Raw genomic sequence first — 17,822 nt, forward strand, 5'->3', positions numbered from 1 at the left:
ATGTCGTCATCGCTATTACCCATCGATTAAGTTCGACATTCACCGAAAGTGAGGTGAGCTTCGCCGGGCGATCAGCGAACGCCCTGGTGGGTGACCTGTTGTGACCCGCGTCACCCTGACTGCGGTAACCGACGCGGACCGCATCGAGTGCGGTCGGCCACAGGAGGCGAGTTCAGCGACGGCCTTGCCGGCGGTCGCGCTGGGCGAGCCGATACCGCGACCGGGCGGCGGCACCACAGCTCCGCTTAACGAGCGTTTTACCCAATCTGTCGGAATGATTAGCGCGGAGTTGCCCGTCAATGGGGCAGCCGCCGTCGCCTACGACAATCCATGTACCTGCACAGACTCGGCTCGCCTGGACGGTGCGGTCCGCCTCGACCGTCGTCACCGCCCGGCACTGCCAGACCCCCTTTTGTCTTTCGGATCGGCGGTTATTGTGCGTAAACTCCTTCTCCTCGCCCTTGTGGGACTCGGTGCGCAACTGGTAGACGGCAGCCTCGGCATGGCCTACGGCGTGACGTCGACAACACTGCTCCTCGCCATCAACACCAGCGCCGCGAGCGCTTCCGCAACTGTTCACCTGGCCGAGATCGGCACCACCCTCGTCTCCGGTGCCGCGCACTGGCGCTTCGGCAACGTCGACTGGACGGTGGTCCGCAGGGTCGGCGTGCCGGGGGCACTCGGCGCCTTCGCCGGCGCCACGTTCCTGTCCAGCCTCTCCACCGCGACCGCGGCCCCGATCATGTCGCTGATCCTGCTCACCCTCGGGGTGTACGTGCTGGTCCGGTTCACCGTCTCCGGGCTGCCCCGCGACCGGGTCGGGCTGCCCCTGCGCAAGCGCTTCCTCGGCCCGCTGGGCCTCGTGGCCGGCTTCGTCGACGCCACCGGCGGCGGCGGTTGGGGCCCGGTCGGCACCCCCGCCATCCTGGCCAGCGGCCGGATGGAGCCGCGTCGCGTGATCGGCTCCATCGACACCAGCGAGTTCCTGGTGGCGATCGCCGCCAGCGCCGGGTTCCTGGTCGGGATCGGCTCGGAGAACATCAACTTCGGCTGGGTGGGCGCGCTGCTGCTCGGTGGCATGATCGCCGCGCCGATCGCCGCCTGGCTGGTGCGGATGGTGCCGCCGCGGGTCCTCGGCTCCGCCGTCGGCGGCGTCATCATCCTCACCAACGTGCGGACCCTGCTGCTCAGCGACTGGATCGACGCCTCCACCGGCATCCGGTACGCCAGCTACCTCGTCATCGTGGCCACCTGGGCGGCGGCGGTGGCCTGGTCGGTGCGCCAGCACCTGGCGGACCGGACCGTCGAGCCGGTCGTGGCCGGGGACGGTCCCGGGGAGCCCGCCACCGCGACGAGCTGACCGCCCACCGGGCCTGCCGCAGCCGGCGGGCGGGCCGGTGTGGGTCGCCGGCACGGGGAGCCGTACCCGGACCCCCCGTGCCGGCGACCGGCGTTCCGGGATCGTGACGAGGGCGCGCACCGGCAGCGGCGCGCGCCCTCGCAGGCGATGGTGGCTGAGTGCCTCGCCGCCGGTGAGATCAGGAGACCGAGCAGGCCACCCCGTTGAGGGTGAACGAGGCCGGCTTGGCGGTGTTGCCGGTGTGGTTGGCCTGGAAGCCGATGCTGACCGACGTGTTCGGCGCGATCGCGCCGTTGTACGAGACGTTACGGGCGGTCACCGCGCCGCTGGTGGGGGAGTAGGTGGCGTTCCAGCCGCTGGTGATGGTCTGCCCGCCCGGCAGCGTGAACGCCAGGCTCCAGCCGTTGACCGTCGCGCCGCTGGTGTTGGTGATCGTGACGGCGGCGGTCAGGCCGGTGTTCCAGGCGTTGACGGCGTACCCGACGGCGCAGCCCCCGCCGGCCGGCGGGGTGGTCGGCGGCGGAGTCGTGGGCGGCGGGGTGGTCGGCGGCGGGGTGGTGGGCGGCGGCGTCGTCGGCGGGGCCGTGGTGGGCGGCGGCGTGGTGGGCGGGGTGGCGCTGTCCAGTCCGAAGAACCGGATGGCCTGGGCGGCGTCGACGGGCAGGTTGTGCGAGACCCCGGCCATGCTGATCGCCTCGACCGGCGCCATGGTGCCGCTGCCGCCGTAGCGGGTGCGGGTGTAGCCGGACTGCGGAGTGTCGGTGTAGGTCGGGGTCTGGCTAAGCCCGTGCACGTTCGTCCACTGCTTGACCTCTTCGCCGAAGTTCGGGTAGCGCAGGGTCTCGTCGTTCGTGCCGTGCCACAGCTGCATCCGGGGCCGCTTGCCCGTGTAGCCCGGGTAGGCGTTGCGGACCAGGTCGCCCCACTGCTGGGCGGTCTTGGTGATCTGCCCGTTGGCGCACTCGCTGTTCCACTCCGAGCCGTTCGTGGTGGCGAAGCAGCCGAACGGGACGCCGGCGAAGGCCGCGCCGGCGGCGAACACGTCGGGGTAGAGCCCGAGCAGGACGTTGGTCATCATCGCGCCGGAGGAGACGCCGGTGGCGAAGATCCGGTCCGCGTCGACGGGGTACCGCGCCCGGACGTAGTCGATCATCGACTTGATGCCCACCGGGTCGCTGCCGCCGTCACGGCGCAGCGCCTGCGGGGAGGAGACGTCGAAGCACTGGCTGCTGCGGGTCACCGACGGGTAGATGACGATGTAGCCGTACTGGTTGGCCAGCTCGTCGAACTGGGCGCCGTTGAAGAACGCCGGGCCGGTGCCGGTGCAGTAGTGGACGGCGACCAGCAGGCCCGGCCGGGGCGCGACCCGGTCCGGCACGTACAGGTACATGCGCAGGTTGCTGGGGTTCGCGCCGAAGTTGGTGACCTCGGTCAGCGCCGCCGCCGAGGCGGGCGCGGGCACCGTGACGGCCGCCAGCGCGGCCACCGCGGCGGCCACCAGGGCGGCGCCCAGCAGCTTCATCCTTGATCTCATGGGGCAGGTTCCTCCGGAGAGTGCCGATGGGGCGAGGTTCCGATCGGGGCTGCCCGGCGTCCGATCATGTCCGGCTCAGGAACGTCCATCAGTATGTATATATGTCGTGAGGGTGGCAACCAGCGGAAGTTTCGAGGGCCGCAAGCGGCTAGGGTAGGGCTTCGGTGTGCCGGGAAGTCTGGTCGGCGACGAGACGATGCTGCCCTGCCGACGAGGAGTTCCCCGTGACCGACGCCCCCCGGCGCCGCCCCAGCCTGTTCGCCCGACGCTCGTGGGGCGAGACCAGCCGCATCTTCGGCATCCTGCGCAAGGAGACCGTGGGCGGGGCGCTCCTGCTGGTCGGCGCGTTGCTGGCCCTGATCTGGTCCAACTCCCCCTGGGCCGACGGATACCAGGCGCTGCGGGATCTCCGGGTGGGACCGGCGGCGCTGCACCTGGACCTCAGCCTGGCCACCTGGGCCGCCGACGGCCTGCTGGCGATCTTCTTCTTCGTCGCCGGGCTGGAGCTCAAGCGCGAGTTCGTCGCCGGGGACCTGCGGGACCCGCGCCGCGCGGCGGTGCCGGTGGCCGCCGCCATGGGCGGCGTGCTCGTGCCCGCCCTCCTCTACGTCCTCATCGCCGGCGGTGACGCCGCGCAGGGCTGGGCGATCCCCACCGCGACCGACATCGCCTTCGCCCTGGCCGTGCTCGCCGTCGTCGGCCGCTTCCTGCCCTCGGCGCTGCGCACCTTCCTGCTCACCCTCGCGGTGGTCGACGACCTGCTCGCCATCGTGATCATCGCCGTCTTCTACACCTCCGACCTGGCCGTCGGGCCGCTGCTGGGCGCGCTGGTCCCGCTGGCGGTCTTCGGCCTGCTGGTGCAGCGCCGGGTCCGGTCCTGGTGGCTGCTGCTGCCGCTGGCCGTCGTGACCTGGGTGCTGATGCATGCCTCCGGGGTGCACGCCACCGTCGCCGGCGTGCTGCTGGCGTTCACCGTCCCGGTGGTCCGCAGCCGGGCCGCGGGCGGCCCGGACGCCGGGCCCGGCCTGGCCGAGCACTTCGAGCACCGGTTCCGGCCCGTCTCCGCCGGGGTCGCGGTGCCGGTCTTCGCGTTCCTCTCCGCCGGTGTCACCGTCGGCGGCCTCACCGGCCTCGCCACCGCCCTGACCGACCGGGTCGCCGTCGGGATCGTCGTCGGCCTGGTGCTCGGCAAGCCGATCGGCATCATGGCGGCGACCTGGCTGGTGTCCCGGTTCACCCGCGCCGACCTCGACGAGGGGCTGAACTGGCTCGACGTGTTCGGCCTGGCGCTGCTGGGCGGCATCGGGTTCACCGTCTCCCTGCTCATCGGCGAACTCGCCTTCGGCCTGGGCAGCGAGCGCGACGACCACGTCAAGGTCGCCGTGCTCACCGGGTCCGTGCTCGCCGCCGGCCTGGCCAGCGTCATCCTGCGCATCCGCAGCCGGGCCTACCGGCGGGTGCACGAGGTCGAGACCGTCGACCGTGACCGCGACGGGGTGCCCGACGTCTACCAGGCGCAGCCCGACCGGTCGGCCTGAGCCGACCCGCCCCGCGCCGGGTCAGCGGGCCGGCGCGGGGTCGGCCGCCGGCAGGGCGGGTCCGGCCGCCGCCAGGGCCTCCTGCTGGGTCGCGAAGGTCGGGAAGAGCCCGTCGAGGCGCATGGTGTGCAGGACGGTGCGGACGAACCGGGACGGGGCGGCGAGGCACAGGACGACACCCCGCTGCCGGGCCTCCTGGTGGGCCCGCACCAGCAGCCCCAGCCCGGCCGGGTCGATCTGGTCCACGCCGTGCAGGTCCACCACGGCCCGCCCGTCGAACTCGACCGCGTCGCGCAGGGCGGCGCGCAGCCGGCCCTCGCCGTGGCCGGGCGCGTCGTCGCAGCCGTCGACCTGGTCGAGCCCGAGGAGTTGGCCCGGCGCCGGTCCGGCGATGCTGCACGGCGGGCACCGGTGGGGGCCGACGGCGAACGGCGAGCCGCTCCAGCCGTGCTCGGACACCAGCGTCCAGACGACCTCGGCGTCGGGCAGCACGCACGCGTTGCCGGTGGTCGTGTCGCCGCAGTCGTCGCAGATCAGCGTCATCAGGCGATCGTCCGGTACGACCGTCATCCGGCCTCCTCTCCTCGGCGGCGGCAGCCCCCACCCTGGTACGCGGGTTTGGAGGGCACCTCCCGGTTCCATGACGGTTGTGTGACGAAACCGCTCTCACCTGGACCGGTGCCGTCGTGGCCGCGCCCGGCGGCGGGCCGGGACGGCGGGGCAGGTTTCGCCTTCGGGACGCTGCGGGCAAGGAGGGCAGGAGGCGGGATCACTCCCGCGCTTCGGTGACGGAGGGGGACCGGGTCCATGACCAGATCCAGGATGGTCGGTGCCGTGCTCGCGATCGCGCTCGCCGGCGCCGCCGGCTGCGGTGCCGGCGACAGCGTCGACGTGGACGGGGCCGGCGACACCGGCGGCAAGGGATCCGGCGGCACGCTGAACGCCGCCATCGGCGGGGAACCGGACCAGCTCGACCCCCACCGGACCTCCGCCTACTACAGCTTCCAGGTGCTGGAGAACGTCTACGACACCCTCGTCGAGCCGGGCCCCGACCTGCGGATGGGCCCCTCGCTGGCGACGAAGTGGACCACCAGCGCCGACCAGCTCACCTGGACCTTCACCCTCCGCGAGGGCGTGCGCTTCTCCGACGGGTCACCGCTGACCTCCGAGGACGTCGTCTACTCCTACGAGCGGATCATCTCCGAGAAGCTGAACCAGGCGTACCGGTTCGAGACCGTGAAGTCCGTGACCGCCCCCGACCCGACCACCGTGGTCGTCGCGCTCACCAAGCCCACCCCGAACCTGCTGGCCAGCCTCGGCGGGTTCAAGGGCGTCGCGATCGTCGACAAGGCCAACGTGGAGTCCGGGGCGATCAAGACCAAACCGGTGGGCAGCGGGCCGTTCGCCGTCGCCGGCTACACCTCCGGCGACAGCATCCAGCTCACCCGTAACGACAACTACTGGGGCGCGAAGCCGAAGCTCGACGGGGTCCGGTTCACCTTCGTCAAGGACCCCACGGTCGCCCTGCAGAACCTGCGCGGCGGCGAGGTCCAGTGGACCGACAACCTGCCGCCCCAGCAGGTCGCGGCGCTGAAGGAGAACGGCGGCGACGTGACCGTCGAGTCGCGGTCGTCGACCGACTACTGGTACCTCGCCCTCAACGAGGGCCGCAAGCCGTACGACGACGTGAACGTGCGCCGCGCGATCGCGTTCGCCCTGGACCGGGACGCGATCGCGAAGGCGGCCAAGTTCGGCCAGGCCACGGTCAACCAGACCGCGATCCCGAAGGGCAGCTCCTGGCACTTCGAGTACGCGCCGTACCGGCACGACCCCGCGCAGGCCCGGCAACTGCTCGGCCAGGCCGGCGTCAGCGGGCTGAGGCTGGACCTGATGGTGACCACCGAGTACCCCGAGACGGTCAGCGCGGCCCAGGTCATCGCCGCCCAGCTCAAAGACGTCGGGATCACCGTGAAGATCCGCACCCTCGACTTCGCCCAGTGGCTCGACGAGCAGGGCCGGGGCGCCTTCGACGCGTTCCTGCTCGGCTGGCTCGGCAACATCGACCCGGACGAGTTCTACTACGCCCAGCACCGCACCGGCGCGACGTTCAACTTCCACAAGTACAGCAACCCCACCGTCGACAGGCTCCTCGACGCCGGCCGCACCGAGACCGACCCGGCGGCCCGCAAGCGGACGTACGACCAGGCGGCGAAGCAGATCGTCGACGACGCCAGCTACGTCTACCTCTACAACCCCGACGTGGTGCAGGGCTGGTCGAAGCAGGTGACCGGATACCAGGTCCGCTCCGACCGGGCCATCCGGTTCCGCGACGTCGGCCTCGACAGGTGAGCTGACGGGGGCCGCCATGACACGCTTCGTCCTGCGCCGGCTGCTCCAGTCGGTCGTCGTCCTGTTCGGGGTGACGCTTGTCGTCTTCCTGCTGCTCCAGCTCGTCCCCGGCGACCCCGTCCGGGTCGCCCTCGGCACCCGCTTCGACCAGCAGACCTACGACGCGCTGCGGGAACGCTCCGGCCTCGACCGGCCGCTGGTCGCGCAGTACGTCAGCTACGTCGGCCACGCGCTCACCGGCGACCTCGGGGTGAGCTTCCGCAGCGGCCAGCCGGTCACCACGATCGTGCTGGAGCGGCTGCCGGCGACGCTGTCGCTGGCGGTGACCGCCGTGCTGCTCGCCCTGCTCGTGGCGTTCCCGCTGGGCGTGCTCTCCGCCGTGCGCAGCGGATCGGCCCTCGACCACGCCGCACGGGTGTTCAGCCAGTTCGGCGTGTCGGTGCCCGACTTCTGGATGGGCATCATGGGCATCCTGCTCTTCGCCGGGGTGCTCGGCTGGCTGCCGCCGTCGGGCTACGTGGCCCTCACCGAGGACCCGGCGCGGTGGGCGTCGCACGTGATCCTGCCGGCGACGGCCGTGGGGCTCGTCACCGCGTCGATCCTCACCCGGTTCATCCGCTCCTCCGTGCTGGAGGTGCTCTCCGAGGACTACGTGCGCACCGCCGAGGCCAAGGGGCTGCGCGCCCGGGTCGTGGTCGTCCGGCACGTGCTGCGCAACGCGCTGATCCCCGTGGTCACCGTCGTGGCGGTGCAGTTGGCCAGCCTCGTCGGCGGGGTGATCGTGATCGAGGTGCTGTTCGCCTGGCCGGGGGTCGGCCGGCTCACCTACGACGCCGTCCAGGCCCGCGACTACCCGGTGCTACAGGGCGCGGTGCTCTTCGTCGCCGCCCTGTTCCTGCTGATGAACCTGCTGGTGGACGTCCTCTACGCCCGCCTCGACCCGCGGATCGGGCTGCGGTGAGCGGCGGGTCCGACGGCACGCTGCGCCGCACCCTGTCCGCGCTGCGCCACGACCCGCCGGCCGTCGCCGGCACCGTCGTGCTGCTCCTGCTGCTCGTCGTCGGGGTGGCCGGCCGGTGGCTGGCGCCGGCCGGGGTCAACGACGTCGACGTCGATCAGATGCTGCGCCCGCCCAGCCTCGACCACCCGTTCGGCACCGACGAACTGGGCCGCGACGTGCTCAGCCGCGTCCTCGTCGCCGCCCGGGTCTCCCTGGAGGTGGGCCTGGTCAGCGTCGGCATCGCGCTGCTGGTCGGGGTCACCGTCGGCCTGCTCGCCGGCTGGTACCGGGGCTGGGTGGACAACGTCCTCATGCGCGGCATGGACGTGCTGTTCGCGTTCCCGGTGTTGCTGCTGGCCGTCGCGATCGTGGCCGTGCTCGGGCCGGGCCTGGTCACCGCGATGGTCGCGATCGGGGTGGTCTACACGCCGATCTTCGCCCGGGTCACCCGCGCGGGCGTGCTCTCCGTACGCGAGCAGGTCTTCGTGCGCGCGGCCGTGTCCATCGGCGCGTCGGACGCGCGGATCATCCGCCGCCACGTGCTGCCCAACATCGCGGCCCCGCTGATCGTGCAGACGTCGCTGTCGCTGGCGTTCGCCATCCTCTCCGAGGCGGCCCTGTCCTTCCTGGGCCTCGGCGTGCAGCCGCCGGACCCCGCCTGGGGCCGGATGCTCTACGACGGGCGCGGGTTCGTCACCGAGGCGTGGTGGCTCGGCGTCTTCCCCGGCGCAGCGATCTTCCTCACCGTGCTCGCCTTCAACCTCGTCGGCGACGCGCTGCGCGACGTGCTGGACCCGCGTCAGCTCACCGTCAGCGAGGCGAACAGGAGCAGGGCATGAGCACACCACCACCTGCCGCCGGCGCGGCCGGTACGGGCCCCGCCGCGGGCGGCGGCGACGCACCGGTGCTGGCCATCGAGGACCTGACGGTGACGATCGGCACCCGCCGCGGCCCGGCCCGCGCCGTCGCCGGCGTCGACTGGTCGGTGCGGGCCGGGCAGACCCTCGCCCTGGTCGGCGAGTCCGGCAGCGGCAAGAGCATGACCGTGCTCGCCGCCACCGGCCTGGCCCCCCGGGCGGCCCGGGTCACCGGACGGGTCCGGCTGCTCGGCGAGGAGCTGACCGCGCTGCCCGAGCCGCGCCGCCGGCAGTTGCGCGGCCGGCACGTCGGCTTCGTCTTCCAGGACCCGATGACCTCGCTCAACCCGGTGCTCACCGTGGGCCGGCAGGTGTCCGAGGCCTGCGAGGAGCACCTGGGCATGACCCGCCGGCAGGCCCGGGACCGGGCCGTCGAGCTGCTCGACCTGGTCGGCATCCCGTCGCCGGGCCGGCGCGTCGAGGAGTACCCGCACCAGTTCTCCGGCGGGATGCGCCAGCGGGTCGTCATCGCGATGGCCCTGGCCTGCGAGCCGGCCCTGCTCATCGCCGACGAGCCGACCACCGCCCTCGACGTCACCACCCAGGCGCAGATCGTCGAGTTGGTCGCCGACCTGCGCCGCCGGCTCGGCACCGCCGTCGTCTGGATCACCCACGACCTCGGCGTGGTCGCCGGGGTCGCCGACACGGTGGCCGTCATGTACGGCGGCCGGATCGTCGAGCGGGGCGACGTCGACGCGGTGTTCGACGCGCCCGCGCACCCGTACACCCGGGCCCTGCTGGCGGCCCGCCCGGACCCGCAGCGCTCCGGCGGCGACCTCCCGGCGATCGCCGGCGCGCCGCCGAGCCCCCTGGACCTGCCGCCCGGCTGCGCGTTCTGGCCCCGCTGCCCGGTCCGCGGCGACGCCCGGTGCGAACACGAGCTGCCGCCGCTGGTCCCGGTGGTCCCCGGCCACGAGGTACGCACCTTCTATCCCGGCGGGGAGGACGCATGAGCACCGACACCGCCCCGGCCGCACCGACGCCGGACGCCGGGCCGCCGGAGCCCCTCGCCGAGCTCGACGACCTGCGGGTGTGGTTCCCGGCCGGGGGCGGCGCGCAGGTGCGGGCCGTCGACGGGGTGTCGCTGACCGTCCGGCGGGGCGAGACGCTCGGGCTGGTCGGCGAGTCGGGCAGCGGAAAGTCCACCACCGGCCTGGCGCTGCTGCGCCTGGTCGATCCGACCTCCGGCCACGTGCGGGTCGGCGGCCGGGACGTGACCCGATGGTCCCGCCGTCGGCTGCGGGGCCTGCGCCGACGGGTAGCCATGGTGTTCCAGGACCCGCAGGCGTCGCTGGACCCTCGGCGCACGATCGGGGCCAGCGTCGCCGAGCCGCTGGTGGTGCACCGCCTCGTCGACTCCGCCCAGGCCCGTGGCCGCCGGGTCGCCGAGCTGCTGGAGCTGGTCGGCCTGCGCGCCGACCTCGCCGGCCGGCACCCGCACGAGCTCTCCGGCGGGCAACGCCAGCGGGTCGGCATCGCCCGCGCGCTGGCCGGGGAGCCCGACCTGATCGTCCTCGACGAACCCATCGCCTCGCTCGACCTGAGCGTGCAGGCGCAGATCATGAACCTGCTGCGGGCGCTGCAACGGGACCTGGGACTGACGTACCTGTTCATCGCGCACGACCTGGCGGCCGTCGAGCACATGAGCGACCGGATCGCCGTGATGTACCTGGGCCGGATCGTGGAGACCGGCACCCCGGCGCAGCTCTACCGGCAGCCGGCGCACCCGTACACCGCCGCGCTGCTGTCGGCCGTCCCGGTGGCCGATCCGAAGGTGGAGCGGCACCGGCGGCGGATCATCCTGCGCGGCGACGTGCCGAGCCCGGTGGACCCGCCCGGCGGCTGCCGGTTCCGGACCCGCTGTCCGCAGGCCCGGCCCGACTGCGCCGAGGTCGACCCGGCGCTGGTGGAGGTGGCCGCCGGCCAGCGGGCCGCCTGCCTGTACGCGGGCGAGGCGGTACGCGCCATGCGCGGCGGGCCGGTCTGACCGGCGTCGCCCCGTCCATCGTGGACGGGGCGACGCCGGGCGGTGCGAGCGGTCAGCTCGTGGGGAAGTTGTCCGGGGTGCGGATGCGGTTGCGCATGTAGTTGCCCGAGTCGGTCAGCACCGACGTGCCGGTGTACGTGCCGCCGTAGCAGGTGCCGGGGCGGAACGCGGCGCTGCCCTCGTCGGCGTCCGAGAACGTCCAGTTGGCGTAGCTGATCTTCAGCCGGTCCAGCAGGTCCATCCAGGTGTTGCTGCTGGCCACGTCCACGGCGCCGCCGCCGGTGTAGGTGACCGTGCCGAACTCGGTGACGAACATGGGAATCCGGGCGGCGGCGCGCTCCAGCTCGGCCCGGTAGTTGTCCTTGTGGGACGCGGCGTAGAAGTGGAACGCGTACATGATGTTGCTGGCGTTCACCGGGTTGTTGATCACCTCGGTGGAGTTGCCGCCCTCGGATACGCCGAGCGAGGACCAGCCGCGGGTGCCGACGATGACGATCGCGTCCGGGTCGTTGGCGCGGATGATCGGGATGACCTGCTCGGCGTAGTTCTTGATCGTCGACCAGCTCACCCCGTTGGGCTCGTTGGTGACCTCGTAGATCACGTTGTTCTTGTTGGCGTGCCGGGCGGACACGGCGGCGAAGAACGTCTTGGCCCGCTCCAGGTTGAACATCGGGTCGCCCGGCGTCAGGGTGTGGAAGTCGATCAGCGCGTACATGCCGCGCTCGGTGGCCTCGTCCACGAGGGTGTTGACCCGGTTGGTGAAGCCGGCCGGGTCGGTCTCGTAGCCGTCCTCCTGCACGTACATGGAGACGCGGAGCAGGTCGGCCAGCCAGTCCTTGGACAGCGCGTCGAGGGACGCGTCGTTGTAGCACTGGGCGAACCACTGCAGGCCGTGGGTGCTCATGCCGCGCAGCTGGATCGGCTTGCCGTACCGGTTGCACAGGTTGACCCCGCACACCCGCAGCTGACCGTTGATCGCCACCGGCGTCGTGCCGGTCGGCGGGGCGGTGGTGGGCGGGGGAGTGGTCGGCGGCGGCGTGGTGGGCGGCGGCGTCGTCGGGGTCGACGTGGTCGGCGTCGTGCCACCGGTGCACACCGTGCCGTTGAGCGTGAACGACGTCGGCGTCGGGTTGCCGCCGGTGAAGGTGCCGTTGAAGCCGATGCTCGTCGCCGCGCCCGTGGCCAACGAGCCGTTGTAGCTCAGGCTCTGCGCCGTGACGGCGCTGCCGCTCTGCTGGTACGTCGCCGACCAGCCCTGGGTGAGCTTCTGCCCCTGGTCCGGGAAGGTGAAGCCGAGGGTCCAACCGTTGATCGGGTCACCGAGGTTCTTGACGCTGATCGACGCGGTGAACCCCCCGGACCAGCTGTTGGTCGTGTAGGTGACGGCGCAACCGGTGGCGGCCATGGCGTTGGTGGCCGGTAGGATCGCCGTCGCACCGAGGGTCAGCGCGCCGACGGCGCCGGCCACGACCAGCTGTCGTCGGGACGGGCGGGGAGCTCTCTTCATCGGCTGTCTCATTCCGTCGGGGGTGGTGGGGTGGCGCGCGGGCGGGGGCCCGGGAGCGCTCCCACGGCAGCTTAGGGGCGTGCGTAACACCTCCGCAACATGTCGATGCGTCGAAGTGTGCCGCGCCGACCGACGCCGCGCCACGGGCCGGCGGCGCGGTCAGCAGGGTCGGGTGCTGTGCCGTACGACCAGCGGGGTGGCCAGTTCGATGCGGTCACTGGCCAGCTCCTCGCCGTTGACCAGGCTGAGCAGCATGCGGGTGGCCATCGCCGCCATCTCCGTCAGCGGCTGCCGGACGGTGGTCAGCGGCGGCACGGCCCACCGGGCGGCGTCCAGATCGTCGAAACCGACGACGCTCATGTCGTCCGGCACCCGCAGTCCCCGCTCGTAGAGCGCCTCGTAGGCGCCCAGGGCCATCTCGTCGGAGCAGGCGAAGAGCGCCGTCGGTGGCCGGGCCAGGTCGAGCAGGGCGTGCGTCTCCCGGTAGCCCGAGGGGGCCAGGAAGTCGCCGGTGCGGACGTGGCCGGTGGGGACCCGCTGGCCGGCGGCGTCCATGGCGGCCCGGTAGCCGTCGACACGGGCGCGGCTGCACGGCACGGTGGGGGGACCGCCGATGACGGCGATGCGGTGGTGGCCGAGGTCGAGCAGATGCTCGGTGGCCGCCCGCCCGCCGGCCCAGTTGGTCGCCCCGACGGAGGGAATGTCCGCGGGGGGCTGCCCGGCCGGATCGATGATCACCGCCGGGATGCCCAGCTCCTCGAGGTGGCCGCGCTGGGCGGGCGAGAGGTCGGAGAGGACGAGCAGCACCCCGTTGCAGCGTCGGGCGGCCAGCTGCTCGGTCCAGCGCCGGTCGGGGCGGGTGCGGTGCCGGCCGTGGACGGCGGAGACGACGACGCCGAAGCCGGCCTGGTAGGCCAGCTCCTCCACGCCGTCGATGATCTGCATGGCCCACGGGCTGCCCAGGTCCCGCAGCACCAGGTCGATCAGGCCCGCCCGGTTCGCCGGGCGGGCCGTGCCCCGGGCCGTGTACCCCCGTGCGTCGAGCAGTGTCTGCACCCGGTGCCGGGTCGCGGGTGCGACGTCCGGCCGGCCGTTGAGGACCTTCGAGACGGTGGGGATGGACACCCCGGCCGCCTGCGCGATCTCCGCCAGCGTCGCCCGCTGTTGTTCCATGGCATCTCCCTCGCTCCCGGCCCGCCGCAGCATATCCCGAAACTTTCGACGCTTGGGGGCGGGGCGGGCGGAAACCGGGGCCGACCTCGACGCATCGACGGGTGACGCTTGACGCGCTGTCGCGCGGGCGCTTAGTCTGCTCGCGTCCGAAACAAGCTCGAAACTTTCGGGCGCGGCCTGCCTCCGCGTCCGCTGTCGGCCGGGTCGGCGCCGCCGGACGGGGCGGCGTCGACCCGGTTGCCCGACACGGGGCGCCGGGCCGGGATCGCGGGCCGGGGGTGCGGTTTCGGCGGGGCCCGCGGGCTCAGGTGGTGCCGTCGCGCTCCGTGACGAAGGGGAGCTGTCCACATCGGGCCGATCGTTCTTACTCCGCGTTGCCATCCTTTGGGGCCCGCCTCGGTCCTGTCGCGCGCTTTGCTCTGCACCCACGGGCGCAGCACCCTGGTGGAGCTGCGGATACGTGGCATCGCCGGGAATCGCGAAGGTTCGTGCGCGGCGGCGGAGCGTGAGCGTTGCGTCCCTGGGTGCAGAGCAAAGCGGGTGGGCGGGATGGGGTGCCGCTGGGTCGAGAACATTCACTCCCCGTCACGGCCGGGCGGCGGGCGGGCGCGCCGGCCGCAGCCGGCGCGCGGCGGCGGGGCGTGCCCTGCCTCACGCGGCCGAAGCGCCCACTTCCTTGTGAACGCACACATCCCTGATCCAGGGCCGTCTCCGTCGTGGGTCGCGTCCCGTGACCGGATCGTTGCCGACGTCGTCATCTGGAGAGATTCCAGGCAGCGGGCCGTGTCGTGGACCGGACTGAAAGATCTTGGCGGGAAGCATCTTGACGCCACTACATGTGAGCGCTAACACTGTTGCCAGCAAGTGAGCGGAGGATGTCATGAGCGTTTCGGCAGGGCCGGGCGACCGGTACGTTGTCGGCGTCGACTACGGCACGTTGTCGGGTCGAGCGCTGGTGGTACGGGTCGGTGACGGTGCCGAACTGGGCACGGCGGTGCACGAGTACCGACACGCCGTGATGGACACGGTACTCGCCGTCGACGGCCAGGCGCTACCCGCCGACTGGGCCCTGCAGGACCCGGACGACTACCGCGAGGTGCTGCGGCAGGCGGTGCCGGCGGCCCTGGCCGCCAGCGGCGTCGACCCGCAGCAGGTCGTCGGCATCGGCATCGACTTCACCGCCTGCACCGTGCTGCCCACCCTCGCCGATGGCACGCCGCTGTGCGAGCTGCCCGACCTGCGTACCCGGCCGCACGCCTGGGTGAAGCTGTGGAAGCACCACGCGGCCCAGCCCCAGGCGGACCGGATCAACGAGCTGGCCCACGCCCGCAACGAGCCGTGGATCGGCCGCTACGGCGGCAAGATCTCCGCCGAGTGGCAGTACGCCAAGGGCCTGCAGCTGCTGGAGGAGGACCCGGAGGTCTACGATCGGGCCGAGCGGTGGATCGAGGCCGCCGACTGGATCGTCTGGCAGCTCTGCGGCGTCGAGACCCGCAACGTGTGCACCGCCGGCTACAAGGGCATCCGCCAGGACGGGCGGTACCCGTCGCGGGAGTACCTGGCCGCGCTGAACCCGGGCTTCGCCGACTTCGTCGCCAAGATCGACGGTCCGCTCGCGCCGCTGGGCGCCCGGGCCGGCGGGCTGACCGCCGAGGCCGCGGCCTGGACCGGCCTGCCGGAGGGGATCGCGGTGGCGGTCGGCAACGTCGACGCCCACGTCACCTCCGCCGCCGCCCAGGCCCTCGAGCCGGGCCGGCTGGTCGCCATCATGGGCACCTCCACCTGCCATGTCGTCAACGGCACCGAGCTGGCCGAGGTGGCCGGCATGTGCGGCGTCGTGGACGGCGGGATCAGCTCCGGGCACTGGGGCTACGAGGCGGGCCAGAGCGGCGTCGGCGACATTTTCGGCTGGTACGTCCAGCACGCCGCCCCCGCCGGCTACGCCTCGCACGAGGCGCTCACGGCTGCCGCCGCCGCCCAGCCGGTCGGCGCGCACGGCCTGGTGGCGCTGGACTGGTGGAACGGCAACCGCTCCCTGCTGGTCAACCACGACCTCAGCGGGGTGATCGTCGGGCTGACCCTGGCCACCCGGCCGCCGGACGTCTACCGCGCGCTGCTGGAGTCCACCGCGTTCGGCACCCGCATGATCATCGAGGCGTTCGCCGACGCCGGGGTGCCGGTCGACGAGATCATCGTCGCGGGCGGGCTGACCAACAACGCGCTGCTCATGCAGATCTACGCCGACGTCACGCAGCGCCCGCTGGGCATCATCGGCTCGGCGCAGGGCCCGGCGCTCGGCTCGGCGATCCACGCGGCGGTCGCCGCGGGCGCGTACCCCGACGTGCCGGCCGCCTCGGCGGTGATGGGCCGGGTCGACCGCGACGTCTACCGGCCCGACCCGCAGCGGGCGCTCGCCTACGACGCGCTCTACGCGGAGTACCGGCGTCTGCACGACCACTTCGGCCGGGGCGGCGACGACGTCCTGCTGCGGCTGCGCACCATCCGCAACGCCGCCCGCCGGGCGGCCGACCACTCCCCGGCCGGCGAGGCCGCAGTCCCCCTGGAGGTGTTGGCATGAGCCCCGACCTGGGCGCCGAGGTGACGCGCCTGCGTGAGCAGGTCGCGACCCTGCACGGCGAGCTGGTCCGGTACGGCCTGGTGGCCTGGACGGCCGGCAACGTCTCCGCCCGGGTGCCGGGCGTGGACCTGATGGTCATCAAGCCCAGCGGCGTCTCCTACGACGACCTGCGACCCGACAACATGATCGTCTGCGACCTCGACGGGGCCGTCGTGGAGGGCGACCTGTCGCCGTCGAGCGACACCGCCGCGCACGCCTACGTCTACCGGGCGATGCCGGAGGTCGGGGGAGTGGTGCACACGCACAGCTCCTACGCCACCGCCTGGGCGGCCTGCGGCGAGTCGATCCCGTGCCACCTCACCGCCCAGGCCGACGAGTTCGGCGGCGAGATCCCGGTCGGCCCGTTCGCGCTCATCGGCGGCGACGACATCGGCAAGGGCATCGTGGCCACCCTGTCCGGGCACCGCTCGCCGGCGGTGCTCATGCGCAACCACGGCGTCTTCACCATCGGCAAGGACGCCCGCGCGGCGGTCAAGGCGGCGGTGATGTGCGAGGACGTCGCCCGCACCGCCCACCTGGCCCGCACGCTCGGCCGGCCGGTGCCGATGGCCCGCGAGGACATCGACTCCCTCTACGACCGCTACCAGAACGTCTACGGGCAGCCCGGGGTCTCGTCAGCGGCCCCCTGACCGCCGCCCGCACCGTCCAGGCCGGTCCGCACCCCGAGGGCCCGGCCCGTTCCACCGCACCTCACCACAGCACCACCGGTTGGCCGTGCCGTCCCGGCACGCCGAGGCGGCCCCGGCCCATGTAGGTACCCCACCCACCCCCGCAAGGAGTCATCACATGCGCAAGTCCGGCACGACCATCACCCGCCGCGGGTTCGGCGCGATCCTGGCCGCCGGCCTGATGGCCACCAGCCTGGCCGCGTGCGGCAACAGCGACACCGGCTCGGACGCTGGCGACGGCAAGGGCGACGGCAACGGCCAGATCGTCCTCGGCTTCTCGCAGGTCGGCGCGGAGAGCGGCTGGCGGACGGCGAACACCAACTCCATCAAGGAGTCCGCCGAGAAGGCCGGGATCAAGCTGCAGTTCGACGACGCGCAGCAGAAGCAGGAGAACCAGATCAAGGCGATCCGCAACTTCATCCAGCAGAAGGTCGACGTGATCGCCTTCTCGCCGGTGGTGGAGTCGGGCTGGGACACCGTGCTCAAGGAGGCCAAGGACGCCAAGATCCCGGTCATCCTGACCGACCGCGCCGTCGACTCGGCCGACAAGAGCCTCTACAAGACCTTCATCGGCTCCGACTTCGTGAAGGAGGGCCGGCTCGCCGGCGAGTGGCTGGTCGAGCAGAAGAAGTCGGCCACCGGTCCGGTGAACATCGTCGAGCTGCAGGGCACCACCGGCTCGGCGCCGGCCAACGACCGCAAGAAGGGCTTCGCGGAGGCGATCGCCGCCAACCCCAACCTGAAGGTCGTCGCGTCGCAGAGCGGTGACTTCACCCGGGCCGGCGGCAAGCAGGTCATGGAGCAGTTCCTCAAGGCCAACCCGAAGATCGACGTGCTGTTCGCCCACAACGACGACATGGGCCTCGGCGCGCTGGAGGCGATCACCGCGGCCGGCAAGGTGCCGGGCAAGGACATCACCATCATCACCATCGACGCGGTCAAGGACGGCATGCAGGCCCTGGCCGACGGCAAGTTCAACTTCATCGCCGAGTGCAGCCCGCTGCTGGGCGACCAGCTGATGGAGCTGGTGAAGAAGGTCAAGGCCGGCGAGGAGGTCCCCGCCCGGGTCGAGACCCAGGAGACCACCTTCACCCAGGAGCAGGCCAAGGCCGCTCTGCCGACCCGGAAGTACTGACCGGAGGGGGCCGCCG

At 72.5% G+C, this 17,822-nt stretch carries 14 protein-coding genes; 10 read left to right on the forward strand and 4 right to left on the reverse strand.

Annotated elements, in window-relative coordinates:
• Positions 1-436 precede the first annotated feature (436 nt).
• Positions 437-1,360: a sulfite exporter TauE/SafE family protein gene (locus TK50_RS14885; protein WP_043963278.1), complete on the forward strand. Its 924-nt coding sequence runs from the start codon at positions 437-439 to the stop codon at positions 1,358-1,360.
• 178 nt (positions 1,361-1,538) lie between these two features.
• On the opposite strand, the gene TK50_RS14890 is transcribed toward TK50_RS14885, so the two are convergent.
• A complete protein-coding gene (locus tag TK50_RS14890; protein ID WP_043963279.1) occupies positions 1,539-2,894 on the reverse strand; it encodes an extracellular catalytic domain type 1 short-chain-length polyhydroxyalkanoate depolymerase in 1,356 nt (451 codons plus the stop codon).
• Between the two features lie 224 nt (positions 2,895-3,118).
• Here TK50_RS14890 and nhaA point away from each other — a divergent pair, with 224 nt between their 5' ends.
• Positions 3,119-4,432, forward strand: coding sequence for a Na+/H+ antiporter NhaA (nhaA, locus tag TK50_RS14895; RefSeq protein ID WP_043963281.1), 1,314 nt, complete (start codon positions 3,119-3,121; stop codon positions 4,430-4,432).
• A gap of 21 nt (positions 4,433-4,453) precedes the next feature.
• On the opposite strand, the gene TK50_RS14900 is transcribed toward nhaA, so the two are convergent.
• Positions 4,454-5,002, reverse strand: a complete 549-nt coding sequence (locus TK50_RS14900; protein ID WP_063838577.1) for an STAS domain-containing protein — start codon at positions 5,000-5,002, stop codon at positions 4,454-4,456.
• 237 nt (positions 5,003-5,239) lie between these two features.
• Here TK50_RS14900 and TK50_RS14905 point away from each other — a divergent pair, with 237 nt between their 5' ends.
• Genes TK50_RS14905 through TK50_RS14925 form a run of 5 tightly spaced genes read left to right on the forward strand, consistent with a single transcriptional unit; the run spans position 5,240 to position 10,685 of the window.
• Positions 5,240-6,781 carry an ABC transporter substrate-binding protein gene (locus TK50_RS14905; protein WP_043963282.1) on the forward strand — a complete coding sequence of 514 codons (1,542 nt, stop codon included), beginning with the start codon at positions 5,240-5,242 and terminating at the stop codon, positions 6,779-6,781.
• 16 nt (positions 6,782-6,797) lie between these two features.
• Complete coding sequence (locus tag TK50_RS14910; RefSeq protein WP_043963284.1) at positions 6,798-7,742, forward strand: ABC transporter permease; 945 nt, start codon at positions 6,798-6,800, stop codon at positions 7,740-7,742.
• Entirely contained in the window at positions 7,739-8,620 is an 882-nt protein-coding gene (locus TK50_RS14915) for an ABC transporter permease (RefSeq protein WP_043963285.1), read from the forward strand. The genes TK50_RS14910 and TK50_RS14915 overlap by 4 nt, the downstream gene beginning before the upstream one ends.
• Positions 8,617-9,651, forward strand: a complete 1,035-nt coding sequence (locus tag TK50_RS14920) for an ABC transporter ATP-binding protein (RefSeq protein ID WP_241773994.1) — start codon at positions 8,617-8,619, stop codon at positions 9,649-9,651. Before TK50_RS14915 ends, TK50_RS14920 begins: the two co-directional genes overlap by 4 nt.
• Positions 9,648-10,685, forward strand: a complete 1,038-nt coding sequence (locus TK50_RS14925; protein WP_043963287.1) for an ABC transporter ATP-binding protein — start codon at positions 9,648-9,650, stop codon at positions 10,683-10,685. The genes TK50_RS14920 and TK50_RS14925 overlap by 4 nt, the downstream gene beginning before the upstream one ends.
• 52 nt (positions 10,686-10,737) lie before the next feature.
• Here TK50_RS14925 and TK50_RS14930 read toward each other — a convergent pair whose 3' ends face one another.
• Together TK50_RS14930 and TK50_RS14935 are read right to left on the reverse strand one after the other, a co-directional pair.
• Entirely contained in the window at positions 10,738-12,192 is a 1,455-nt protein-coding gene (locus TK50_RS14930) for a cellulase family glycosylhydrolase (RefSeq protein WP_043963288.1), read from the reverse strand.
• 159 nt (positions 12,193-12,351) lie between these two features.
• Positions 12,352-13,365 (reverse strand): LacI family DNA-binding transcriptional regulator, encoded by a 1,014-nt coding sequence (locus TK50_RS14935; protein WP_043963289.1) that lies wholly within the window; start codon positions 13,363-13,365, stop codon positions 12,352-12,354.
• An 880-nt stretch (positions 13,366-14,245) separates the two neighbouring features.
• Between TK50_RS14935 and araB the strand changes: the two genes are divergently transcribed.
• From araB to TK50_RS14950, 3 genes are all read left to right on the forward strand, one after another.
• Positions 14,246-15,943 carry a ribulokinase gene (araB, locus tag TK50_RS14940; protein WP_043963290.1) on the forward strand — a complete coding sequence of 566 codons (1,698 nt, stop codon included), beginning with the start codon at positions 14,246-14,248 and terminating at the stop codon, positions 15,941-15,943.
• Entirely contained in the window at positions 15,940-16,632 is a 693-nt protein-coding gene (locus TK50_RS14945; RefSeq protein ID WP_199486030.1) for an L-ribulose-5-phosphate 4-epimerase, read from the forward strand. The genes araB and TK50_RS14945 overlap by 4 nt, the downstream gene beginning before the upstream one ends.
• A 157-nt stretch (positions 16,633-16,789) precedes the next feature.
• Positions 16,790-17,806 (forward strand): ABC transporter substrate-binding protein, encoded by a 1,017-nt coding sequence (locus TK50_RS14950; RefSeq protein WP_043963291.1) that lies wholly within the window; start codon positions 16,790-16,792, stop codon positions 17,804-17,806.
• The last annotated feature ends 16 nt before the right edge of the window (positions 17,807-17,822 follow it).

Origin of the sequence: Micromonospora haikouensis, from assembly GCF_000876225.1 — a bacterium.
Lineage (GTDB): Bacteria > Actinomycetota > Actinomycetes > Mycobacteriales > Micromonosporaceae > Micromonospora > Micromonospora haikouensis.